A 23,581-nucleotide genomic window follows, 5' to 3' on the forward strand; every position below is an offset into this window, starting at 1 on the left:
CGTCGGGCGGGTCGGTGCGGGCGCGGCTGTCGATGCCGGCAGCGTAGGCCGGGGGAGCGGTGCGGTGCGCGGGGCTTCCCCGGCGGTCGGCCCGCGCCGCAGGTCACGGCGTCATACCACGGTGCACGGGGTGCCGTTGAGCGTGAAACTCTCCGGGGGCGTGAACGGGGTGGCGGTCCCGGAGAAGCCGGCCGTCAGCTGCCCGCCGGGGCTGATCGTGCCGCCCCACGCCGGCGGGCTGATCGTGCCGGTGTTGCCGGCGCGGGTGAGCGTCCCGCCGAAGGAGTTGGAGACCGACGCGGTCGCGGCGAGGTTGAACCGCACGGCCCAGCCGCTGACCGGCGCGGCGGTGGTGTTGGTGATGGTGACGGTGGCCAGGAAGCCGGGGCTGAACAGGATGATCTGGGCCTGGCAGGTCGGTGCGGCGGTGGCGGCGAGGGTGGTCACGGTGGCCGGCGCGGACCGGGCGGAGGTGTTGCCGCGGGCGTCGAAGGCGAGGACCGCGAATGTGTACGACGTGCCGGCCGACAGCCCGGTGACCCGCTGGAACCGGCTGAACGCGTCGACCGTGCGGATCGTGGTCCAGGCGCCGCCGACCAGCTGCTGCAGGTGATACCCGGTGACCTCGACGTTGTCGGTCGACTCGGCCCAGAGCAGGGACACCGCGGTGGTGGTGATGCTGCTGAACAGCATCGAGCCGGGCGCGGACGGCGCGACGGTGTCGGGACCGGTCAGGGTCGTGAACGTGACCGGCGCGGACGGCGGGCTCGCGGTGTACCCCGCCGCCACCAGGGAGATCCGCAGCGTGTAGCCGGTGCCCGGGTGCAGGCCCGTCAGGTGGAGCGCGCCGAAGGCGCCGCGGGCGAACGGCGACCAGGCGCCGCCGACGTTGCGCTCGATGACCGCCTCGTCGCTGCGGGCGTCGCCGTTCCACCACAGGTCGGCGGTGGTGTCCGCGACGTGCACGGCCTGCACGTTCGTCGGCGCGTCCAGGGTGCCGGTGGCTGCGGTGGCTGAGGCCGGCGCGAGTGCCAGCAAAGCGGCGGTGAGCGGCGCGAGAAATTGGAGCAGCGTGCGTTTCATGGTGAGCCCTTTCGATGCGGGGCACCCATGCTCACCGCGGCCGCCCACCGCCGTCGCGCGATCCTGGACAGCGTCGGACACCGTTAGACGGCGGGCCAGCCCGTGTACCCCTCCGCCAGGTACCGGCGGCCCGACTCCGACGCGACCAGCATGGCCAGCTCGCCCTCCTGCCGGCGCAGGTCGAACGCGTCGGCGCCGGGCGGGACGTGCAGCATCGTGGTCATCCAGTACGAGAAGTGCTGCGCCTTCCACACCCGGGTGAGCGCGCGGCGGGTGTAGCCGTCCAGGGCGTCGGGGTCGTCGTGGCGCACGGCGAGCTCGAGGACCTCGGCGAGGACCCGCACGTCGGCGAGGGCGAGGTTGAGGCCCTTGGCGCCGGTCGGCGGGACCGTGTGCGCGGCGTCGCCGGCCAGCAGCAGCCGACCGTGCCGCAGCGGCTCCTGCACGAAACTGCGGAACGGCAGCACCGTCTTGTCGAAGATGGGCCCCTCGTGCAGCCGGAACCCGTCGGTGCCGGCCAGCCGCGCCTGCAGCTCGCTCCAGATCCGGTCGTCGGACCAGTCGGCCGGATCGGTGGAGGGGTCGCACTGCAGGTACATCCGCTGCACGGCCTCGGTGCGCTGGCTGATCAGGGCGAACCCGCGGTCGGAGCGGGTGTAGATGAGCTCGGGCGCGCTCGCCGGCGCCCGGCACAGGATGCCGAACCAGGCGTACGGGTACTCCCGGTGGTGCCGCCGCCGCACCGCGTCGGGAACTTCGTGCCGGCAGATGCTCCTCGAGCCGTCGGCGCCGACCAGGTAGTCGCAGGAGATCTCGTGGACGGTGCCGCGGTCGTCGGCGTACCGGATGAACGGCGACCCGGTCACGTCGGCGACGGTGGTGCCGCGCACCCCGAACCGGACGTCGCCGCCGTCCCGGGCCCGGGCGTCGGCGAGGTCGGTGAAGACGTCCGTCTGCGGGTAGAGCCAGGTCGACGCGCCGGCGAGGCCCTGGAAGTCGATGCGGTGGCTCTCCCCGCCGAACCGCAGGTCGATCCCGCGGTGCTCGTGACCGTCGGTGAGGACCCGGCTGGACACGCCCGCGTCGACGAGCAGGCGGACGCTGTCGCGTTCCAGGATGCCGGCCCGGTGGGTGGTCTCGATCTCGTGGCGGGTGCGGTGGTCGACCGCGACGGTGTCGATGCCGGCCCGCGCCAGCAGGTGCGACAGCATGAGCCCGGCCGGCCCGGCGCCGACGATGCCGACCGTGGTGCGGGTGACCGTCATGGCACTCCTTCCGTGGGCGGAGCCGGTGCCCGTTGCCCGTGAGCGGCGGAGCTGATCACGGGGACTCGTCCAGGACGGGACCGGCGACCGCGAACGCGTGGTTGGCGGCGGGCACGCCGCAGTAGACGGCGGCGTGCAGGATCACCTCGCCGATCTCGTCGCGGGTCAGGCCGTTGCGGCGGGCGGCGCGCACGTGCATCGCGAACTCGTCCCAGTGCCCGTTGGCCATCAGTGCGGTCAGCGTGACCAGGCTGCGGGAGCGGCGGTCCAGCCCCGGCCGGGTCCAGATCTCGCCCCACGCGTAGCGGGTGATGAAGGACTGGAAGTCGGCGGTGAACCCGGTGGTGCCGGCGACGGCGCGGTCGACGTGCGCGTCGCCGAGCACCTCGCGCCGCACCGCCATCCCGTCGTCGAAGGCGTTCACGGAGTCCCCTCGAAGGTCAGGAACGTGGTCTGGCCCGGCCCTTGCAGCCGGATGTCGAAGCGGAGGTCGCCGGACGGCTCTGCAACAGCGACGAGCGTCGCGCGCTCGTCCGGGTCGAGCGACGCCAGGAACGGGTCGTCGCCGAGCCCCGGCCCGGGCACGTAGGCGCGGGTGAACAGCCGGTCCAGCAGGCCGCGGGCGAAGACGACGACGGCGAAGAACGGCACCGGCCCGCCCGGGACGAGCGTGGTGAAGCTGTAGTGGCCGCCGGGGTCGACGCCGGCCCGCCCCCAGCCGGTGAAGCGGGTGCCGTCGCGGCGGATCGAACCGTCCACAGTGGGCACCACCCCGTCCGGTCCGGCCTGGCGGATCTCCAGCAGCGCGTCGGGCACGGGCACCCCGGCGCCGTCGAACACGGTGCCGTGCAGGCGGATCGCCCCGGGACGCGCGGGCGGGACGAGCTCGTGATCGCGCCGGTACGGCAGCGCGTATCCGTAGAACGGGCCGATGGTCTGTCCGGGGGTCGTCACGAGGCGTCCAGCGGGGTGCGGTGCGGGCCGCTCAGCACGATGTCCCAGCGGTAGCCGAGCAGCCATTCGTGTTCGGACAGGTCATGGTCGTAGGCGGCGACCAGGCGCTCCCGGTCCCGGGGATCGGTGACCGACTGGTAGATCGGGTCGAGCCCGGACAGCGGGTCGCCCGGGAAGTACATCTGCGTGATCAGGCGCTGGGTGAACTGGGTGCCGAAGAGCGAGAAGTGGATGTGCGCCGGCCGCCACGCGTTGTGATGGTTGCGCCATGGGTACGGGCCGGGCCTGATCGTCACGAACCGGTAGCCGCCGTCGTCGTCGGTGAGGCAGCGCCCGACCCCGGTGAAGTTGGGGTCGACGGGCGACGGGTGCTGGTCGCGCTGGTGGAGGTAGCGGCCGCCGGCGTTGGCCTGCCAGACCTCCACCAGCTGCCGCCGCACCGGCCGGCCGTCGCCGTCGACGACCCGGCCCTGCACGACGATCCGCTCGCCGATCGGCACGCCGCCGTGCCGGATGGTCAGATCCGCTTCCAGGGGGTCGACGTCGCAGTGGCCGAACACCGGCGCGAACAGCTCGGCGCCCTCCGGGTCGACCCGGCGCGGCGCCCTGGTCGGGTGGCGCAGGGTCGAGCTGCGATACGGCGTGAAGGACAGTATCGGCTGCCGCGCGGGCGCCGGACCCGCGTGCAGGGCCTCGATCTCGGCGGAGATGTCCCGCTGCGATGGGTCGGCGGTCATGGATGCGACCGTACGGACCCTGACGGACGGCGGTCTACGCTTGACTTCCACTGAGCGGAAGGGGCTTCGGATGGCCGGTCGGGTGTCGACCCCGGGCGCGTCGGTGGTGTCGCGGGCGTTCGCCGTCCTCGGCGCGTTCGACGAGCGGCACCGCGCGCTCACGCTGTCCGACCTCGCCCGCCGCGCCGGCCTGCCCCTCACCACGACGCACCGCCTCGCCGCCGAGCTCGTCGCGGCCGGCGCCCTGGACCGGCGGGAGTCGGGGCACTACGTGGTCGGCCGGCGGATCTGGAGCACCGGGCTGCTCGCCCCGGTGCAGACCGGGCTGCGCGAGGTCGCCTCGCCGTTCCTGCACGACCTCTTCGCGGCGACCCTCGCCACCGTGCACCTCGCCGTCCGTGAGGGCACCCAGGTGCTCTACCTGGAGCGGTTGCGCGGCAACGAGTCGGTGCCGATCGTCAGCCGGGCCGGCGGCCGGCTGCCGCTGCACAGCACCGGCGTCGGCAAGGTCCTGCTCGCCCACGCGCCGGCTGAGGTGCGGGCCGAGGTCCTCGCGTCGCTGCACCGGGTCACGCCGTTCACGGTCGTCCGGCCGCCGGTGCTCGCCGCGCAGCTGGAGCGGATCCGGCGGGAGGGCTACGCGACCACCGTCGACGAGATGACCCTCGGCGCCAGCTCGGTCGCGGTGCCGGTGCTGCGCGGCGGCACCGAGGTCGTGGCCGCGCTCGGCATCGTGGTGGCGCGGCTGGGCCGGGACCGGCAACGCCTCGTCGCCGGCCTGCGGGTCGCGGCGCAGGGCATCGGCCGCACCCTCTGATCCACGACGGCCGCGGGCACCCGTCGCGCTCGTGTGGCGCCGGAACCGATTCGACGGTATGAGTGTCCGATGGACTGGACCGTCATCCCCCTGCTGGTCGCCATCTGCCTCGGTGCGCTCGTCGGCCTGGAGCGGGAGTTGGGTGCCCAGCCCGCCGGCCTGCGCACCCACATGCTCGTCGCGGCCGGCGCGGCCCTGTTCACCATCGCCGGCAAGGAGGTCGGCACCGACCCGACCCGCATCGCCGCCCAGGTCGTCACCGGCATCGGCTTCCTCGGCGCCGGCGCCATCTTCAAGGAAGGCGTCAACATCAGCGGCCTGACGACCGCGGCGTCGCTGTGGGTCACCGCCGCGATCGGCCTCGCCACCGGGCTGCGGCTGTTCTGGGCGGCCGGTGCGGTGACCGCCATCGCGCTCGGCGCGCTGTGGCTGTTCAAGGTGGCCGAGTCCAACTGGCTGCCCGACCGGCACCGCATCCAGATCACGCTGACCCTCGCCCCGGACTTCCCGCTCGACGTCGTGGAGCGGGAAGCCCTGGAGGCCCTGCCGAGCGGGCACGTGCTGCGCGTCGACTACGCCGGCCACGACCAGTCGATCGTGCTGACCGCCCGCGGCGACAACAACACCTCACTGCCGGCGATCGCCGAGTCCCTGCGCCTGCTCGACGGCGTGCGTGGCGTGGAGATAGCCCGTTGAGCGGCGCGGCCTTCGCGGCCGCGCCGATCGGGGCGTCAGCTCGCCGAGGGCGACGGCGACGCTGACGAGGACGGTGACGCGCCGGTGGTGCCGGGCACGTATGGCACGGCACTGCCCTTGACGTACTCCTCCCAGCTGACCGACCAGTCGGTCCAGCCGTTGGCCCACTTCACCTTCTCCTCGGTGCCCTTGATGATGACCGGGTCGCCGATGCGGGTCTGCTTGTACAGCCAGTCCGCGTTCGCGGCGGAGACGTTGGTGCAGCCGTGGGAGACGTTGCGCTTGCCCTGGTCGCGCTCGGACCACGGCGCCGAGTGGATGTACTCGCCGTCGTAGGTGAGCCGCTGCGGCCAGTACACCTTGGTCCGGTAGCCGCCGCTGGAGTCGGACGGGACGCCGAAGGTGGACGAGTCGAACCACTCCCACTCGTTCTTGACCATGATGACGAAGTTGCCGCTGGCCGAGGGGCTCGACGGCTTGCCGAGGCTGACCGGGATGGTGCGCAGCACCTGGCCGTCCTGGGTGACCGTCATCTGCTTGGTCGCGTTGTCGACCTCCATGACGAACTTCGGCCCGACGGTCGCGCTGAACGCGACGTCGCGCTCGCACCACCACTTGCCGTCCAGGTTCGTGCCACCGGTGCGGGCGTTCACCTGGAGTTTGGTGCCGGTCTGCCAGTACTCCTTCGGGCGGAAGTGCAGCTCGTTGCCCTTGAGCCAGTTGAAGGCGCCCTCCTGCGGCGGGTCGCTGATCACCTGGATCCGCTGCTGGACGGCGGCGCGCTGGGCCGGCGCGACGTCGACGCCGAAGGTGATGACGACCGGCATCCCGACGCCGACGACCTGCTTGTCGTTGATGATGCTGGTGACCTTCCCGAGCTTGCCGGGCTTGGCCATCGTGGTGAACGAGGTGGTCATCGTGGTCGGCTTGCCGTCGGTCGAGGTGGCGGTGACCGTCGCGGTGTACTTGGTCGCGTACTTCAGCTGACCGGCCGGCTGCCAGGCCTTGCCGTCCGGGGCGAGGGCGCCGGTGATCTCCGCACCGGCGGCGTCGGTGAGCTTGACCGCGACGCTGGCGGCGTTGGTGGCGGTGTAACCGATGTCCAGGGCCGTGGTCACGTTGGCCGCGCCGTCGGCGGGGCCACTGATCGCGAGCTGGACCGGCAGGGCCGGCGGTGGCGGGCTCGCCGTCGGCTTGCCCTGCGCCGCGCCGGGGTCCTTCGACGGTGACTTCGAGGTGCACGCCGCCAGCAGTGTCGCCGCGGCGGCCGCGGCCGCCGCGGACAGCACGCGGCGGCGGCCGAGGGTGCGTGGGGGAGATGGGTTTGTCATCAGGTGTTCGCCATCCGGGTGTCGGTGGTGGTCAGCAGATCAAGGGACACGCACTGCTTTTGACGCGGCGGGGGCCGCGAAGGTTGCCGGCGGCGGCATGCGAGCGCCGGCGGCGAGCCAGCTCACGGCGAGTGGCAGCGGCGGGACGGACAGCAACCTTCCGGTGCGCCCGGGCCGCGCGACTCGCGCGACAGGCCCCCACGGCACGATGCGCTCCCCCCACCACCCGGTCGTTCTCCGGGAAATCTACCCCGGCGGTCTCACTCGAGGGAGCCCGGGGACAGCGACGCGAGATGCGCGGGAATGCCGGTGTTTCACCGGTTTTCGGTCGACTGGCGCTTCCCGGCACCTTGGATATGCTGACGGCGATGCTGACCGCTCCGACCCGGCGCCTGCCCCGGGTTCTGATGCTGCTGCTGGCCTCCCTGCTCCTGGGGGTGGTCGGGATCGCCGACCCCGCGGCCGCCGAGCCCGGCGAGGACGGCGGCCAGAACCTCACCGTCCGCCAGGCACTGGACAAGGCCAACGCCGAGTACAACGACGCCAAGGGGCGGCTCGACAAGTCCGTCGCCGACCAGGCCGCGATCGGCGAGCAGCTCACCGCGACGCAGGCCCGCGTCGGCGAGCTCGAGGCGTCGGCCGGGACCGTGGCCAACGCCGCCTACCGCGGGCAGCGGGTCAGCCTGACCAACGTCATTCTCGGCAGCGACGATCCCGAGACCGTGATGCGCGGCATGACCACGGTGCAGTACATGCTGTCCCGCGACGACAAGGCCCTGCGTGAGCTGGCCGACACGCGCAGGAAGCTGGAGCAGCAGAAGACCGACATCGCCGCGGCGGTCGCCAACCAGCAGGCCCAGCTGAAGATCATGGAAGCGAACAAGAAGGCCGCCGAGGACGCGCTGAAGAAGGCGGGCGGCGGTGGGGCCACCACCGGCGCGCCGAGCGGCGGCAAGGTCACCACGAGCGCCGGGGGCCGTAACGCGGACGGTTCCTTCACGAAGGAAGGCTGCTCCCAGAACGACCCGACGACCAGCGGCTGCATCTCCCCGCGCATGCTCGCCGCCTACAACGCGGCGCGGGCGGCCGGCTACACGCACTACACGTCGTGCTTCCGCAGCGGCGGCGGGGGAGACCACCCGGCCGGCAAGGCCTGCGACTTCTCGGCCAACGCCAAGACCTTCGTCAACGCCAGGGCCACCGGCGCCGACCAGCAGTACGGCGACGCCCTGGCCGCCTGGTGCGTGGCCAACGCGAAGAACCTCGGCGTCAAGTACGTCATCTGGTACAAGCGGATCTGGCAGCCCAGCAGCGGCTGGAAGTCCTACGGTGGTGACGGCACCCCCGCCGGCGACCACTACAACCACGTGCATCTGTCGATGCAGTAGCGCGGCCCGGACCGTCTGCGGGCCGGGTCAACCGCGCCACCCGGTGGCTGCAACCGTTTTGCTCCCGGCCGGATGGATCAGATGTCGGCATGTCGGGCCGATGGCACGATCGGCGCTTCGGCTGGCGGAGCCGCCCGACGGTGCGACAGGAGGACTCCTGGTGCTGCGACCATCCCGGCTGCTGCGCACCGGTGCCGTGCTCGGACTCGCCACCATTCTGCTCGGCCTGACCGGCGTCAGCGTGGCGGGCTCGACCCGGACCCGGGCCTCGGCGAACGCCGCCGTCGCCGCGACCGCGCTGGCCGAGGCGTACGAGCTGGCCGACGACGCGGTGGCCCTCGAGGTGATCGCCGAGCAGCGGTACCGGCTGGCGGCCGGCGACGCGGCCCGCGAGACGGCCCGCGAACTGCACCGTGGCGCGGCCGGTGCGCTCGAGGTGGCGCTGCACGACGTCGAGCTGCGCGGCGCCCCCGCCGACCGGGACCTCGCGGCCAGGGTGCGCACGCTGCACGAGTCCTACCTGAACTCCAAGGACCGGCTGTTCAACGCCGTCGACCGTGGGGACCAGGCAGCCGCGGCCCGCATCGACGAGACCGAGGTCGACCCGGCCGCGGAGGAGATCGGCGGCCTGGTCCACAGCGCCTCGGCGGCCACCGCGGCCGAGGCGGCCGACGCGATGCGCGACCTGCACCGCGTCGAGGGCATCGTCTTCACCGCCACGGCCTCGACGTTCGCCGTCGGGCTCGCGTTGCTGGTCGCGTTCGCCGTGATCGCGGGTGGCTACCAGCGCCGGCTGCTGCGGCAGGCGGCCGAGCACGAGTACCACGCCTCGCACGACGCGCTGACCGGCCTGCCGAACCGCACGCTGTTCACCGAACGCACCGCGGAGGCCCTGCTTGCCGCCGAGCCGGACGGCCGTGGCCTCGCGGTGCTGCTCCTGGACCTGGACCGGTTCAAGGAGGTGAACGACACCCTCGGTCACCAGTACGGCGACGAGCTGTTGCGGCAGGTCGCCGCCCGGACCACCGCGGCGCTGCGGGGCGGCGACATGGTCGCGCGGCTGGCCGGGGACGAGTTCGCGGTGCTGCTGCCCGGCGCTTCCGCCGCCGACGCCGCCGGCCTGGCCGCGCGGTTGCAGGGCGAGCTGCACCGCAGCTTCGCGCTCGACGACGTGGCGGTCGACGTCGAGGTGAGCATCGGCATCGCGGTCGCGCCGGAGCACGCCGCGGACACCGACGCGCTGCTGCGCTGCGCCGACATCGCCATGTACACGGCGAAGGACAGCAAGACCGGCGCGACGCTGTACCGGCCGACCATGCACACCGAGGACGGCAACCGGCTCCTGCTGCTCGGCGACCTGCGCCGCGCCCTGGACGTCACGGACCAGCTCACCCTGCACTACCAGCCGAAGATCAGGCTCGACGACGGCCGGCCGTCCGGTGCCGAGGCGCTCGTGCGCTGGGCGCACCCGACGCGCGGGCCGATCCCACCGGCGGAGTTCATCCCGGTCGCGGAGACCACCGGCCTCATCACCCGGCTCACCCTGTACGTGCTGCGCCTCGCCGTCACGCAGGCCCGGACCTGGCTCGACGACGGGCTCGTCGTGCCGATCGCGGTCAACCTGTCGCCGCGCTGCCTGCTGGACCCCGAGCTGGTCGGCCACGTGACGCGGCTGCTGGAGGAGCACGATCTGCCCGCCGACCTGCTGCGCCTGGAGGTGACCGAGACGGCGGTCATGGCGAACCCGGCCCTCGCCACCGAGACGCTGGTCGCGCTGCACCGCCTGGGTGTGCGGCTGTCGATCGACGACTACGGCACCGGGTACTCGTCGATGGCGTACCTCAAGAGCCTGCCCGTCGACGAGCTGAAGGTCGACCGCACGTTCGTCATGCACATGGACGCCGACCCGGAGGACGCGGTCCTGGTCCGCGGCGCGATCGAGCTCGGCCACAACCTCGGCATGTCGGTCGTCGCCGAGGGCGTGGAGGGCGCCGCGCACGTCGCCGCGCTGCAGGAGCTCGGCTGTGACGTTGCGCAGGGCTACCACTACGCCCGGCCGATGCCCCCGGCGGACCTGACCGCGTGGCTGCGGACCAGCGCCGCCACGGCGCTGGTCCGCTAGTTCAAGGCCTGCGTCAGATCTTCGGCTGGGTGCGCTGGATCTTGCGGTGCTTCAGGCGCAGCTTGAACGGCATCGTGGCGCTCTCGATCTTCGTGGCCGTGGTCATCTTCGACACGCCGTCGGTGCGCTCCTCGAAGCGGATCGGCACCTCGATGATCGTCTGCCCGAGCTTGGTGGCCAGGAAGTGCATCTCGACCTGGAAGCTGTAGCCGTTGGACTGGACCCGGTCCAGGCCGATCGCCTGCAGCGCCTCCGCGCGCCAGATCTTGAACCCGGCGGTCAGGTCACGGATGCGCACCTGGAGCAGGGTGTGCACGTACAGGTTGGCCCAGCCGCTCAGCGCCCGCCGGTACAGCGGCCACTGCTCGTCGAGCTGTCCGCCGGGCACGTAGCGTGACCCGATGACCACACCGGCCCGGGTGGACAGCAGTGCGCCGAGCATGCCGGGCAGCGCCTCCGGCGGGTGGGACAGATCGGCGTCCATCTGCGCGACGAACTTGGCGCCGCCCTCGAGGGCCTTGCCGATGCCGTCCACGTAGGCCCGGCCGAGGCCCTCCTTGCCGGGCCGGTGCACCACCCGGATGCGTCCGGGGTGCTCGGTGGCCAGCTTCTCGGCCACCTCGCCGGTGCCGTCCGGCGAGTTGTCGTCGGCGATGAGGATGCTCAGCCCTGGCAGCGGCAGGGCGAACAGCCGCTCGACCAGCCGGGGCAGGTTGCCCGCCTCGTTGTAGGTCGGCACGACCACGGTCAGGGGCTCGTCACACCACGGCGACGGCAGCCGCACTGGCTCGATCATTACGGTGGACCATCCTCGGTTCGCCGGCGGGTTCAGAGGTAAAGGGTAGTCGGGCCGGGCCCGCCACCTGAGCACCGGGCCCCTCCCGGCCCCGTCGGCACCTCGGCGCTGGTCTATGGGCTGGCGGCGAGGAACAGGAACGCGGCGCAGATGGACAGGTGTACCGCGGCCTGCAGCAGCGTGGCGCGACCGGGCATGACGGTGAGGACGCCGACACCCGCGGTGAGGGTGAGCAACACGATCTGGGTGGCGCCGAGGCCGAGGATCAGCGGCCCGTTGAGCCAGATCGAGGCGACCGCGATCGCGGGGATGGTCAGCCCGATGCTCGCGATGGCGGAGCCGAGGGCGAGGTTGAGGCTGATCTGGACCCGGTCGCGGCGCGCGTTGCGGACGGCCGCGAGGGTCTCCGGCAGCAGGATCAGCACGGCGATCACGACACCGACGAAGGAATGGGGGAACCCGAAGCGGGCGACGCCGGCCTCGATCGAGCCGGACTCGACCTTCGCCAGCCCGACGACCGCCACGAGCGCGACGATGAGCAGGGCGAGGCTGGTGAGGGCCTGGCGCATGGAGGGAAGCTCGGCGTGGTCATCGGGTGGGCCGGCGACGGGCAGGAAGTAGTCCCGGTGCCGCACGTTCTGGACCACCACGAACAGCGCGTACAGCGTGAGCGACGCGACCGCGGCGAACGCCAGCTGCGGGCCGGTGAACTGCGGCGCCGGCGCGCTGGTGGTGAAGGTCGGCAGGACCATGCTGAGGGTGGCCAGGGTGATGACGGCGGCCAGGGCCGCGCCGGTGCCCTCGGCGTTGAACACCGCGACGTGGCTGCGCAGCGCGGTCACCAGCAGCGACAACCCCGCGATGCCGTTGCAGGTGATCATGACCGCGGCGAAGACGGTGTCCCGGGCGAGGGTCGCGGTGCCGGAGCCGCCGGAGACCATGAGGGTGATGATCAGGCCGACCTCGATCACGGTGACCGCCACCGCGAGGATGAGCGACCCGAACGGCTCCCCGACGCGGTGCGCGACGACCTCGGCGTGGTGGACGGCGGCGAGCACCGACCCGGCCAGCAGCGCCACCACGACGATCTCGACGGGGATCGGCATGTTGCGGCCCCACACCGCGGCGAGGACGCCGAGCGCGAGCGGCGGCAGGACGACGGCCGAACGGTTCAGCGATGCACCCACGGCGGGCATCTGACCGCCGTTGCCAGCATGAAACCTGCGTCCCATTGAATCCCGCGCCGCAGGTGGGATCATCGCGCGTCAGGGGGTATCTGTCAGCAGGGAGGCTCAATGGACGAACCGTCCGCCGGTGCGGGGACCACCGCGACCAGACCGGCGCCGCACAGCGGCTTCGACCGGTTCTTCGAAATCAGTGCACGCGGCTCGACGCTGAGCCGGGAGATCCGGGGCGGCCTCGCCACGTTCTTCACGATGGCCTACATCGTGGTGCTCAACCCGCTCATTCTCGGCAGCGGCGTCGACAGCACCGGCGGCAAGCTCGCGCTCGCCGCGGTCGCCTCCGCGACGGCCCTCGTCGCGGGCGTGATGACCATCCTGATGGGGGTCGTCGCCCGGTTCCCGCTCGCGCTCGCCGCCGGGCTCGGCGTCAACGCGCTCGTCGCGTTCGAGATCGCACCCCAGATGACCTGGGCCGACGCCATGGGCCTGGTGGTCATCGAGGGCGTGCTCATCGCGATCCTGGTGCTCACCGGCCTGCGCACGGCCGTGTTCCGGGCCGTGCCGACCCAGCTCAAGACCGCCATCGGCGTCGGTATCGGGCTGTTCCTGGCGCTCATCGGCTTCGTCGACGCCGGGTTCGTGCGCCGGGTGCCCGACGCGGCGAACACGACGGTCCCGGTCGGGCTCGGCATCGGTGGCAAGCTGATCAGCTGGCCGGCCCTCGCGTTCTGCGTCGGGCTGCTGCTCACCGTCGTCCTGGTGGTGCGCAAGGTGCGCGGTGCGATCCTCATCGGCATCCTCGCCTCCACCGTGCTCGCGATCGTCATCGAGGCGATCGCGAAGGCGGGCCCGTCGTTCGTTGACGGCAAGCCCAACCCCAAGGGCTGGAGCCTCAACGTCCCCGTCCTGCCGGACAAGGTCATCGACAAGCCCGACCTGTCGCTGCTGGGCCACTTCAACGTCCTGCACTCGTGGCAGACCGCCGGTTTCCTGATCGTGCTCATGTTCGTGTTCACCCTGCTCATCACCGACTTCTTCGACACGATGGGCACGATGGTCGCGGTGGCGCAGGAGGGCGACCTGCTCGACGCGGAGGGCATGCCGCCACGCACCCGCGAGATCCTGCTCGTCGACTCGATCGCCGCGGCCGCCGGCGGCGCCGCCAGCACGTCGAGCAACACCACCTACATCGAGAGCGCGTCAGGCGTCGCCGAGGGCGCCCGCACGGGCGTGGCGAGCCTGGTGACCGGCGCGCTGTTCCTGGTGGCGATGTTCTTCGCGCCGCTGGTGACGGTGGTGCCGTTCGAGGCGGCGTCGGTCGCCCTGGTGGTCGTCGGCTTCCTGATGATGACGGCCGTGCGCACCATCGACTGGTCCGACTACGAGATCGCGCTGCCCGCGTTCCTCGCGATCGTGATCATGCCGTTCACGTATTCGATCTCCAACGGCATCGGCGCCGGCATCGTCTCCTACGTGGTGATCAAGGTGGCCGCTGGCAAGCCCCGCGAGGTGCATCCGCTGCTGTACGGGGTCGCGGCGCTGTTCATCGTGTACTTCCTGCGCGGCCCCCTGGAGGCGCTGTCCTGACCCATTCGGCGACGAGGCTGACCACGGCCCGGTCCACGTGCTGGGCCGGCTCGTACTCCGCCGGCGTCGACGGCCCCTTGCCTGGGAAGAACAGGTGGTTGCCGGCGTCGTGGACGTGGAAGGTGACGTCGGGGCGGTGCGCCAGCCCCGACCGCCAGCGGGTGAGGTCGTCGGCGACCGTCACCTGGTAGTCGCGGGCGCCCTGGACGAGCAGCATCGGCACGTCCAGGGCGGCCGCGGCGGTGACCGGGTCGTGGTCGCGCAGGTCCAGCCAGAACGACGCGGGCAGGCCGAACGGCAGGTCGGCGGCGGGCGTGGCCGGGGTCAGCGGTCCGTCGACCAGCGCGGCCTGCCGGGTGATCGTCGCCACGGCCGCGTCGGACTCGGGGCCGGGCCGCAGGGCGGCGAGATACCGCACGACCCGCTCGGCCGAGCGCTGCATCGGCTGCGCCTCCGCGGCCAGCAGGACCAGGCCGGCGACGGTGGGATCGGCGGCCGCCACCCGAGGGGCCACCTTGCCGCCCAGGCTGTGCCCGAGGACGAACACCCGGCCGGGGTCGACGGCGGGCTGCCGGCGCAGGAGGTCCACGGCCGCGACCGCGTGCGGCACGTATTCGTCGAACACCGTGAAGCCCGGCGCCGACACGTGCGGGTGGGTGTGGGTGACCTTGTCGAACCGCAGGACCGCCACGCCCCTGCTGGCCAGGCCCCAGGCCAGGTCCTTGAGCGGCTTGTTGGCCCCGGTGGTGGCGTCGCGGTCGAACGGCCCGCCGCCGCTGAGCAGCACGACACCCGGATGCGTGCCCCGGCCACGTGGCAGGCTGACGGTCCCGGCCACGGTGAGCGGTCCGGTCCCCAGAGTGACGTCGTGCTCGGCGAACCGGCGTGGCTTCGCGTAGCTCGGCGGCGCCCAGGTCGCGGTCGCCGGGGCGAGCCGCAGGCCGTGCAGCCGGCCGTCCCCGTCGACGGACATCACGACGGTGAGCCCGCCGTGCTCGCAGATCACCGGCACGCTGGCGCGGACCAGCCCGGACCCCATCGGCTCGGTCGCCGGCGTGCCCACGGTGCGGACCGCGCCGCGCCGCTGGATCTCGACCAGCCATGCCATCCGGACGGTCTCGCCGGAGACCGCGGCCCGCAGCGGCGCCGCGAACCGGTCCTCCAGTGGGCCGAACTGTCCGGTCCGGATCAGCTCGACGACCTCCAGCGCAACCGTTCTCATACTTGCGAACGGTAGCAGATGTAGGATCGGTGCGATGGACCCGCTGGAACTGCTCGCGCACCCCGTCAGGCTGCGCGTCGTCCACGCGATGCGCGGTGGGCGGACGCTCACGACGTCGCAGCTGTGCGACCGGCTCCCGGACGTGTCGAAGGCCACCGTGTATCGCCACATCGACCTGCTGTGCGACGGCGGTGTCCTCGAGGTCGCCGTCGAGCGGCGGGTCCGCGGCGCCGTCGAGCGCCTCTACCGGCTGCGCCCGGACCGGGCCGTCATCGACGCCGGCACGCTGTCGTTGGACGACTACCGGCGCAGCTTCGGCATCGCCATGGCCGCGCTGCTCGCCGAGTTCGACGCCTACCTCGGCCGCGACCCCGACCCGGCCACCGACCTGGTGGGCTACCGGCAGCACGCCGTGTGGCTCAGCCGCGACGAGCTGCTGGAGCTGATCGGGGAGATGCGCCGGGCCATCCTGCCCAGACTGGCGAACCAGGCCACGCCGCAGCGGTCGCAGTACCTGCTGAGCCCGATCCTCTTTCCCATCGACGAGCCGCTGGACGCCGCCGACAACGACGGCTGACTAACCTGGGCCCGTGACCGTGGAGCTGATCCTGCTGGGGCGGGTGTCCTACCGGGGGCGGGAGATCGTCGGCCCCCGGCAGTGCGCCCTGCTCGCGCTGCTCGCCGGCGACCTGCGGACCGGCTGCGGCACCGGGCGGCTGGTCGACGGGCTGTGGCCGGACGAGCGGCCGGAGCACCCGGCGAAGGCGCTGCAGGTCATCGTGTCGAGGGCCCGCGCACAGGCGGGCGCCGACATCATCGTGCGCACCGCGGTCGGCTATCGATTGGCCGTGCCGGCGGCGCAGCTGGACACATCCGCCGCGCTGCTGCACGCCTCGGCGGCCGCCGAGCTGGACCGCGCGGGCGATCACGGTGGTGCGCTCGCGAGCGCCGAGGCCGGGCTGGCCCTGTGGGCGGCGGCCGAACCCGGCGATCCCGGCGACACCGACCCGCTGTCCGTGCTGCGCGCCGAGCGGGAGGAGACGCGGCAGTCGCTGCTGGCCGCCCGCGCCCTGGCGCTGTCCCGGCTCGGCCGGCACGCCGAGGCCGTCGGGCCCCTCATCGACCTGGCCGGGCAGCGTCCCCACGACGAGACGGTCCTGCTGGAGCTGCTGCGCGCCGAGGCGGCCACGGCCGGCCAGGCGGCCGCGCTCGACAGGTACGAGACCTACCGCGGGCGGCTGCGCGAGCAGCTCGGCACCGACCCCGGCCACGCCCTGCGGGAGGCACACCGGGAACTGCTGCGCGACGAGGCACCCGCGACCGTGCGGCGCGGCGTCCCGCACGACCCCAACCCGCTGCTGGGCCGCGACGACGACATCGCCGCGGTGACGGCGCTGCTCACCACGGCGCGGGTCACGTCCGTGGTCGGCACCGGCGGGCTCGGCAAGACCCGGCTCGCCTACGCGGTGAGCCGCCAGGCACCGCAGCCGGTCGTGCACCTGGTCGCGCTCGCCGGGGTCGCCGCCGACACCGACGTCGCCCAGGAGGTCGCGACGGCGCTCGGCGCCCTCAGCGACGGGCGCCCGGCGGAGGTCAGGATCGTCGACGCGCTCGGCACCGGGCCGGCGCTGCTGGTGCTGGACAACTGCGAGCACGTGCTGCGGGGCGTGGCCGACCTGGTCCAGGCGCTGGTGTCCGCGACCCGGGACCTGCGGGTGCTGACCACCAGCCGGGCGCCGCTCGGGCTGTCCTCGGAGTCGGTGTATCCGCTGCCCGAGCTGCGCCTGGACACCACCGTCGAACTGTTCCAGCAGCGGGCGCGGGCGGCCCGGCCGGGCGCCGACGTCCCCACGGCAGCGGTGCGGGAGGTGTGCGCCCACCTCGACGGCCTGCCTCTGGCGGTGGAACTGGCCGCGGCCCGGGTCCGGGTCATGTCGGTGGCCGAGATCGCCCACGGCCTGGACGACCGGTTCGCCCTGCTGCGCGGCGGGGCCCGGGACGCGCCGGCGCGGCACCACACGCTGCACGCCGTGATCGACTGGAGCTGGAACCTGCTGGAACCCTCCGGCCGGGCGGCGATGCGGGCCCTGTCGGTCTTCCCCGGCGGGTTCACCGCCGGCGCCGCCCGGCACGTCCTCGGCGACGGCGACGTCGTGTCGGCGCTCGCCCAGCTCGCCGACCAGTCGCTGCTGAAGGTCACCGACACCCCGTCCGGCACCCGGTTCCGGATGCTGGAGACCGTCCGCGAGTTCAGCACCGCACACCGGGAGCGGGCCGCCGAGACCGCGGCGGCCATCGACGGGCTGCTGGCGTGGGCCCGGGAGTTCGGCGTCACGCACGCCGGCGCGGTCTTCGGCACCGACTTCCTCCCGGCCGTCCTGCTGATCCGGGCCGACCGGGACAACCTCGTGCTGGCGCTGCGCCACGCGCTCGACCGCGAGGACGGCGCGTCGGTCGCCGCGACCGCGGCGATCCTGGCCGGGCTGTGGACCATCGAGTCGAACTTCGCGGGGATGACGGCCCTCGCCGAGCAGACCACCTGGATCCTGTCGCACGCCCGGCCGGCACCCGAACTGCTCGCGGCGACCCACACCGCGGTGCTGCTGTGCGCGTTGTGGGTGTACCTCATGCGGGGCCCCGTCCCGGTGCGGCTGCTCGTCACCCTGCGCCGGCTGCCGCCGGCCCCGCCGGGCACGCTGATGGGCGCCGCCGACACGGTCGCGCGGGCGCTGACCGCGGACCTGGACTCGCTGCGGGTGCTGTGCGACAGCGACGATCCGCTGCTGGCCGGCGTGGCCAACGGCGCCGCCAGCTACGTCTACGAGCGGCAGCAGGACATCGACGGCGGGCTGCGGGCCGCCAGGACGATGCTCACCGCGTTCCGCGGCCAGGCGACGCCGTGGATGCGGGCGGTGGCGCACTCCCGGGTCGGGGAGCTGTGCCTCTACGTCGGCCGCGGCGAGGAGGCCCGCGAACACCTGGCGGCGACCCTCGCGGTGCTGGACGACCTGCGGGAGCCCGGGGTGGCGTCGAGCGCCTCCCGGATGCGCGGCGCGATGGCCATGGCCCACCTGCAGCGCGGCGCACTCGACGAGGCGGAGGACTGGCTCGAACAGACGCTGGGCGAGGGCGGCACGGACACCGACACGCTCACGTTCGGGGCCGGGATCCGCGCGGAGATCCTGCTCGCCCGCGGCGACGTCGACGGCGGGCTGCGGCTGTGGCACAGGATCGCCGATCGGCTCCGCGACACCGCCGCCGGCGGTGACCTGCCGGGCTCGGCGGCGTGGGCACTGGAGGTGCAGGCCACGACGGTGCTGGCGCACGCCCAGCACGACCGGCTGGACCTGGTCCGGGACATCGCCGGTGACCTGCCGCGGCTGCTGTCGCGGGTGCTCACCGCGCCCGACGCCCGCACCGACGTGGGCGACGCGATCCGCGGCGCGCTGCTGCTCGCCCTCGCCGTGGTCGACCTCGACCCCCGGCACCGCACCGGCGACGCCCGGGTCGCGGCGGCGGCGCGGATGGTCGCGCTCGCCGAGTCGTTCCGGTTGAAACCGGAATTCCAGGCCCGGATGTCCGCCGTGTCCGCCCGGCACCTCGCTGCCTCCGGTGCCGGCTTCGGTTCCGCTGCCGCCTCCGCTTCGGTCTACGCTTCGGCCTACGCCGAGGCCGTGGCGTCCTGTGCCGGGCTGGACCGCGACGCGCTGTTCGGTGCCGCGTCGGCGGCCCTGGCAGCGCGTCGCAACCTGGCGGGGGGTCTTACGGCCGCGGAGGCCGGTTGAACGCCGTGCGGGCCCACAGGTAGCCGAGCAGCGCCAGCCCGGCGGACCAGGCGACGGCGACCAGGCCACGGTCGCCGACCGGGGTGTCCATCAGCAGTCCCCGCAGCGTGTCGATGATCGGGGTGAAGGGCTGGTTGTGGGCGAACCAGCGCACCGACCCCGACATCGTCTCCGGGGCGACGAACGCGCTGCTGATGAACGGCAGCATCTGCACCAGGAGCAGGAACCCGGTGGTCCCCTCCGCGGTCGGCGAGGCGAGCCCGATCGCGACGGCGAGCCAGGTCAGCGCGAGGACGAGCAGCAGCACGACCCCGATCGCGGCGACCCACCGCACCGGGTCGGTGGTGGGCCGGAACCCCATCAGCAGCGCCACCCCGACGACCAGCGTCAGGCTCGCCATCGTGCGGATCGTGGCGGCGAGCACGTGCCCGGAGAGCACCGAACCGCGGGTGATCGCCATGGTGCGGAACCGGTCGATGATCCCCTCGGTCATGTCCTTGTTGACGGCCAGGGCGGTGGTCGAGGAACCGTAGCCGACGGTCACCAGCAGGATGCCGGGGACGATGTAGTTGATGTAGTCGCCGCTGTTGGTCATGCCGGCGTTGATCGCGCCGCCGAACACGCCGACGAACAACAGCAGCAACAGCACCGGCACCAGCAGCGAGGTGACCATCGAGGCGGGGTACCGCAGCGTGTGCCGCAGGCTCCGGCGCAGCATCGTGGTGGAGTCGGTCACGGCGTGGGTCAGCGCGCTCATCGTGCGGTTTCCTTCTCGGTCGTCGGTTCGGTGGTGTCAGCGCCGGCCCGGGCGCCGGTCGGGTTGGCCTTCGGGTTGCCGGCCGGAGTTCCGGTCGGGCTGCCGGTCGGGGTTCCGGTCGGGGTTCCGGTCAGGGCGAAGAACACGTCGTCGAGGTCCGGTGTGTGCACCGACAGGTCGGCGACCTCGGCCTCGACGGCGTCGAGCCGGTCGAGCAGCGCCCGCATCGACCGGACGCCGCCGTCGCCGGGCACCCGCAGCGTGAGCGCCTCGTCGTCGCGCGACGACCCGTCGAAGACGCGGGCGGCCGCGTCGAGCCCGGCGGCGTCGGCGAACCGCACCCGGATGTGCCCGCCGGGGATCTGCCGTTTGAGCTCGTCCGCGGTGCCGGTGGCAACGACCTTGCCGTGGTCGATCACCGCGATCCGGTCGGCGAGCGCGTCGGCCTCCTCCAGGTACTGCGTGGTCAGGAACACCGTGACCCCGCCGGCGACGAGCCGCCGGATGATCTGCCACATGGTCCGCCGGCTGCGCGGGTCGAGCCCGGTCGTCGGCTCGTCGAGGAAGATCACGCTGGGGTCGCCGACGAGCGTCATGGCCAGGTCGAGCCGGCGCCGCATGCCGCCGGAGTAGGTCGCGGCGGTCTTCTTCGCCGCGTCGAGCAGGTCGAACCGCTCCAGCAGGTCCGCGGTCCGGCGCCGCCCCTCGGCCCGCCCGAGGTGCTGCAGGTCCGCCATGAGCTGGAGGTTCTCCTCGCCGGTGAGCAGGCCGTCGACGGCCGAGAACTGACCGGTGACGCCGATCGCGCCGCGCACCGCGGCGGCCTCCCGGTCCAGGTCGTGCCCGGCGACGGTCGCCTGCCCGCCGTCGGCGCGGATCAGGGTGGACAGGATCCGCACCGTGGTCGTCTTGCCGGACCCGTTCGGCCCGAGCAGGGCGAAGACCGTGGCGCGTGGGACGTCCAGGTCGATACCGTCGAGCACGACGTGGTCGCCGAACGACTTGCTCAACCCGGTTGCGGTGATTGCCGACGGGAACGGGGTGGTAGCCACGTCCCTCCCTTCCGAACTTCCGCTGTGGCGCCGTCCGCCACGACTGCACCGATCGTGCGGGGCCCCGCATTCACCGCGGTTTCACCGGGTTTCAGGTCAGTTCCGGCCGATGGGATTCCGGCCGATCGGATGACGCGAGCTTCATGGCGGAAAGACTCAGACGCGCGCGGTGCCGCGCCGATGATCAGGGAGCATGCTCCAACTCCCGAGGAGGCCCAGGACATGGCCGACGCAACCGGTGAACGACGCCGCTCCGGATTCCGGGACCTGTCCGTCGCCTGGAAACTGGGCAGCCTGGCCGGCGTGGTGTCCGTGCTGCTGCTCGCGATCGGGGTGTTCGGGCTGGTCCAGCTCGGCAACGCGCAGGAACGGCTCGATCTGCTGTACAACAAGAATCTGCGAACCGTGCAGATGGTGAACGATGTCGGCGGCGACTACAAGGACCTCCGGTTCTACATCCGCGAGCTGGCGCTGGCCCAGACGGCCGCGGAGAAGGACGCCGCCGAGCAGAAGCTGAACACGGCCGTCGACGGGCTGGACGAGAGCTGGCAGACGTTCACCGCGCGGGACGCGCAGAACGGCAAGGCCGACCGGGACGCGTTCAGCACCGCGTGGAAGTCCTACCAGACGCTGCTCGCCCAGCAGCTGGTCCCGCTCGCGAGGGCGAACAAGTACGACGAGTTCAACTCGGTGGCCAGGGGCCAGGGCGCGGCGATGGCCGGCGCCATCGACACCGCCCTCACCAACCTGGTCGAGCAGGAGAACACGGCGGCCGAGGCCACGCTCGCCGAGTCGAAGTCCACCTACGACTCCTCCCGGATCCTCTCCATCGGGCTGATCGCGGTGGCGCTGGTGCTCGCGTTCACGGTGGTGCAGATGATCAGTCGGTCGATCTCCAAGCCGCTCAACGAAACCGTCGCGGTGCTGTCCGCGATGGCCGAGGGCCGCCTGGACAAGCGGGTCACCGTGGCGAGCCGGGACGAGGTCGGCCGGATGGGCGCCGCACTCAACAGCGCGCTCGACCGGCTGGCCGAGACGGTGAGCACGGTCGTGGACTCCGCCACCCAGCTCAGCAACGCCTCCAGCCAGATCAGCGGCGCCTCGCAGAGCCTGTCGCAGGCCGCCACCGAGCAGGCCGCCAGCGTGCAGGAGACCACCGCCAGCATCGAGCAGATGACCGCCGGCATAGCCCAGAACAGCGAGAACGCCCGCACCACGGAGGGCATCGCGACGGGCGCCGCGACCGAGGCCCACGACGGCGGCGGCGCGGTCCAGAAGACCCTCGACGCGATGAAGCAGATCACCAGCAAGATCGGCATCATCGACGACATCGCCTTCCAGACGAACATGCTGGCGCTGAACGCGACGATCGAGGCCGCCCGGGCCGGCGAGCACGGCAAGGGCTTCGCCGTGGTGGCCACCGAGGTCGGTAAGCTCGCCGAACGCAGCCAGATCGCCGCGCAGGAGATCAGCGAGCTGGCGGCCGGCAGCGTGACGACCGCCGAACACGCCGGCACGCTCCTCGACAAGATCATTCCGAGCATCACCAGGACGTCGGACCTGGTCCAGGAGATCGCGGCGGCCAGCGGGGAGCAGTCCACCGGCGTCCACCAGATCAACATCGCCATGACCCAGATCGGCAAGGTCACGCAGCAGACGGCGTCGTCCAGCGAGGAGCTGGCCGCGACCGCCGAGGAGATGGCGGCGCAGACCCACCAGCTGCAGAACATGATGTCGTTCTTCACCACCGGCGCCACGGGCGGTCGCCGCCCCGCCGGGAACAGCCGCCCGCAGCGCGAGGTGTCCCAGTCCAAGGGCCAGTCGAAGGGCCTGAACTACAACACCGCCCAGTACAGCGGCAACGGCAGCAGCACGTACTCCCCGCGCGCCGCCGAGATGACCGTCCCGGACATCGACGAGAGCAAGTTCGACCGCTTCTGACCCGGCGTTCCGGGAGCCTGTGAAGCTTTGTACTCGCCGCCGGTGGAACGGGGCAGGAGACCGTGAATCACCTCTGCTGCTCCGTGTCTATCCAGCACGACACTTTGTCTTGATGAGCAGGTGTTCCCTCACGGCCCGCATCCCCTGACCCTGTCGCCTTGCGGCCCACGGCTAGCATCGGGCGCGTCTCGTCGATGGAGGTGCGCCAATGTCCAGAGCCCCGATCGGTCAGTACCCCCACATCCGACTATCCCACTATCTCGGCGCGAACCAGTCGATCGGCTCCGTGACCCACCACTACACCCTCACGCCGATCAGCATCCCCCGGCCCACCGAGGGCGAGGCGACCGGCGAGATCGTCTGCGCCGAGTGCGGCGGCGTGGAGTACTACCGAGTGCTCAACGAACGGTCCACGCTGGCCTGGCGCCGGCTGTGGCTGGTCCTGATGCTGGTCAGCTTCGCGATCATGGGTCTGAGCATCGCGTACATAGCGGTCAATGGCGACCAGCCGATCGACGGCGACGAAACCTTGATCAACCTGGTGCTCGTGGGGCTGTTCGGCGGTTTCATCGTCGGCCTGATCCTGTGGAACTTCTGGTGGTATGAGGACGGCGTGCGCGGACCGGGCCGGTTCTTCCGCCGCCCACACGGCCTCAAACTCCCAAAATGACCTCGCCGGCTCAGGACCCGCATTCGCCTCGCGGACGGCAAGCCGGGGGCCGGAGCTGGGCCGGGCCATGGCTCCCCGAGGAATACCGCCAACCGCTCATGTGGCATAAGAACCAGATGTCGTAACGAAAGGATCATTGCCACAAAATAGATCGCCTGCATTCCTCAGAAGCCCCACCGGTTCGGTCTGCGTCT

The 23,581-nt window shown here is 72.3% G+C and carries 20 protein-coding genes; 9 read left to right on the forward strand and 11 right to left on the reverse strand.

The features are described 5' to 3' along the window. Positions 1 to 111 precede the first annotated feature (111 nt). From Dsi01nite_RS39170 to pcaH, 5 genes are all read right to left on the reverse strand, one after another. Positions 112 to 1,083: a cellulose binding domain-containing protein gene (locus Dsi01nite_RS39170; RefSeq protein WP_203851445.1), complete on the reverse strand. Its 972-nt coding sequence runs from the start codon at positions 1,081 to 1,083 to the stop codon at positions 112 to 114. Positions 1,084 to 1,166: 83 nt separating this feature from the next. Further along, positions 1,167 to 2,348: a 4-hydroxybenzoate 3-monooxygenase gene (locus Dsi01nite_RS39175; protein WP_203851446.1), complete on the reverse strand. Its 1,182-nt coding sequence runs from the start codon at positions 2,346 to 2,348 to the stop codon at positions 1,167 to 1,169. 55 nt (positions 2,349 to 2,403) lie between these two features. Continuing rightward, entirely contained in the window at positions 2,404 to 2,772 is a 369-nt protein-coding gene (gene pcaC / locus Dsi01nite_RS57720) for a 4-carboxymuconolactone decarboxylase (RefSeq protein WP_239136496.1), read from the reverse strand. Beyond that, positions 2,769 to 3,302, reverse strand: a complete 534-nt coding sequence (gene pcaG, locus Dsi01nite_RS57725) for a protocatechuate 3,4-dioxygenase subunit alpha (protein ID WP_239136497.1) — start codon at positions 3,300 to 3,302, stop codon at positions 2,769 to 2,771. The genes pcaC and pcaG overlap by 4 nt, the downstream gene beginning before the upstream one ends. After that, complete coding sequence (gene pcaH / locus Dsi01nite_RS39185; RefSeq protein ID WP_203851447.1) at positions 3,299 to 4,039, reverse strand: protocatechuate 3,4-dioxygenase subunit beta; 741 nt, start codon at positions 4,037 to 4,039, stop codon at positions 3,299 to 3,301. Before pcaH ends, pcaG begins: the two co-directional genes overlap by 4 nt. A gap of 70 nt (positions 4,040 to 4,109) precedes the next feature. Here pcaH and Dsi01nite_RS39190 point away from each other — a divergent pair, with 70 nt between their 5' ends. Both Dsi01nite_RS39190 and Dsi01nite_RS39195 read left to right on the forward strand, forming a co-directional pair. Beyond that, positions 4,110 to 4,856 (forward strand): IclR family transcriptional regulator, encoded by a 747-nt coding sequence (locus tag Dsi01nite_RS39190; RefSeq protein ID WP_203851448.1) that lies wholly within the window; start codon positions 4,110 to 4,112, stop codon positions 4,854 to 4,856. A 69-nt stretch (positions 4,857 to 4,925) separates the two neighbouring features. After that, positions 4,926 to 5,552, forward strand: coding sequence for an MgtC/SapB family protein (locus Dsi01nite_RS39195; protein WP_203851449.1), 627 nt, complete (start codon positions 4,926 to 4,928; stop codon positions 5,550 to 5,552). Positions 5,553 to 5,587: 35 nt separating this feature from the next. Here the strand turns inward: Dsi01nite_RS39195 and Dsi01nite_RS39200 are convergent, their stop codons facing one another. Beyond that, positions 5,588 to 6,883, reverse strand: a complete 1,296-nt coding sequence (locus tag Dsi01nite_RS39200; protein ID WP_203851450.1) for a L,D-transpeptidase — start codon at positions 6,881 to 6,883, stop codon at positions 5,588 to 5,590. A 368-nt stretch (positions 6,884 to 7,251) separates the two neighbouring features. Here Dsi01nite_RS39200 and Dsi01nite_RS39205 point away from each other — a divergent pair, with 368 nt between their 5' ends. Beyond that, positions 7,252 to 8,271, forward strand: a complete 1,020-nt coding sequence (locus Dsi01nite_RS39205; RefSeq protein WP_203851451.1) for a coiled-coil domain-containing protein — start codon at positions 7,252 to 7,254, stop codon at positions 8,269 to 8,271. Positions 8,272 to 8,431: 160 nt separating this feature from the next. Further along, complete coding sequence (locus Dsi01nite_RS39210; RefSeq protein ID WP_203851452.1) at positions 8,432 to 10,393, forward strand: putative bifunctional diguanylate cyclase/phosphodiesterase; 1,962 nt, start codon at positions 8,432 to 8,434, stop codon at positions 10,391 to 10,393. 13 nt (positions 10,394 to 10,406) lie between these two features. On the opposite strand, the gene Dsi01nite_RS39215 is transcribed toward Dsi01nite_RS39210, so the two are convergent. Both Dsi01nite_RS39215 and Dsi01nite_RS39220 read right to left on the reverse strand, forming a co-directional pair. Beyond that, entirely contained in the window at positions 10,407 to 11,189 is a 783-nt protein-coding gene (locus tag Dsi01nite_RS39215; protein ID WP_203851453.1) for a polyprenol monophosphomannose synthase, read from the reverse strand. 113 nt (positions 11,190 to 11,302) lie between these two features. Further along, on the reverse strand, positions 11,303 to 12,385 hold the full coding sequence (locus Dsi01nite_RS39220; protein ID WP_203851454.1) for a calcium:cation antiporter: 1,083 nt from the start codon (positions 12,383 to 12,385) through the stop codon (positions 11,303 to 11,305). 99 nt (positions 12,386 to 12,484) lie between these two features. Here Dsi01nite_RS39220 and Dsi01nite_RS39225 point away from each other — a divergent pair, with 99 nt between their 5' ends. Then, positions 12,485 to 13,960, forward strand: a complete 1,476-nt coding sequence (locus Dsi01nite_RS39225) for an NCS2 family permease (RefSeq protein ID WP_203851455.1) — start codon at positions 12,485 to 12,487, stop codon at positions 13,958 to 13,960. Here the strand turns inward: Dsi01nite_RS39225 and Dsi01nite_RS39230 are convergent. Beyond that, positions 13,917 to 15,182, reverse strand: a complete 1,266-nt coding sequence (locus Dsi01nite_RS39230) for an alpha/beta hydrolase (protein WP_203851456.1) — start codon at positions 15,180 to 15,182, stop codon at positions 13,917 to 13,919. The two genes, Dsi01nite_RS39225 and Dsi01nite_RS39230, sit on opposite strands and share 44 nt — an antisense overlap. Positions 15,183 to 15,216: 34 nt before the next feature. On the opposite strand from Dsi01nite_RS39230, the gene Dsi01nite_RS39235 reads away from it, so the two are divergent. Then, positions 15,217 to 15,759, forward strand: coding sequence for a helix-turn-helix domain-containing protein (locus Dsi01nite_RS39235; protein ID WP_203851457.1), 543 nt, complete (start codon positions 15,217 to 15,219; stop codon positions 15,757 to 15,759). Between the two features lie 13 nt (positions 15,760 to 15,772). Continuing rightward, positions 15,773 to 18,967 (forward strand): ATP-binding protein, encoded by a 3,195-nt coding sequence (locus Dsi01nite_RS39240; protein ID WP_203851458.1) that lies wholly within the window; start codon positions 15,773 to 15,775, stop codon positions 18,965 to 18,967. Here Dsi01nite_RS39240 and Dsi01nite_RS39245 read toward each other — a convergent pair. Continuing rightward, a complete protein-coding gene (locus tag Dsi01nite_RS39245; RefSeq protein WP_239136498.1) occupies positions 18,945 to 19,724 on the reverse strand; it encodes an ABC transporter permease in 780 nt (259 codons plus the stop codon). The two genes, Dsi01nite_RS39240 and Dsi01nite_RS39245, sit on opposite strands and share 23 nt — an antisense overlap. Further along, positions 19,721 to 20,776: an ATP-binding cassette domain-containing protein gene (locus tag Dsi01nite_RS39250; protein ID WP_203851459.1), complete on the reverse strand. Its 1,056-nt coding sequence runs from the start codon at positions 20,774 to 20,776 to the stop codon at positions 19,721 to 19,723. The genes Dsi01nite_RS39245 and Dsi01nite_RS39250 overlap by 4 nt, the downstream gene beginning before the upstream one ends. Before the next feature lie 222 nt (positions 20,777 to 20,998). On the opposite strand from Dsi01nite_RS39250, the gene Dsi01nite_RS39255 reads away from it, so the two are divergent. Together Dsi01nite_RS39255 and Dsi01nite_RS39260 are read left to right on the forward strand one after the other, a co-directional pair. After that, positions 20,999 to 22,717, forward strand: a complete 1,719-nt coding sequence (locus Dsi01nite_RS39255; protein ID WP_203851460.1) for a methyl-accepting chemotaxis protein — start codon at positions 20,999 to 21,001, stop codon at positions 22,715 to 22,717. 208 nt (positions 22,718 to 22,925) lie between these two features. Next, the gene (locus Dsi01nite_RS39260) at positions 22,926 to 23,387 is read left to right on the forward strand and encodes a hypothetical protein (protein WP_203851461.1); all 462 of its coding nucleotides are present in this window, start codon (positions 22,926 to 22,928) and stop codon (positions 23,385 to 23,387) included. Positions 23,388 to 23,581 lie beyond the last annotated feature (194 nt).

The sequence above is a fragment of the Dactylosporangium siamense genome (assembly GCF_016862795.1).
In the GTDB taxonomy this organism is placed as follows: Bacteria; Actinomycetota; Actinomycetes; order Mycobacteriales; family Micromonosporaceae; genus Dactylosporangium; species Dactylosporangium siamense.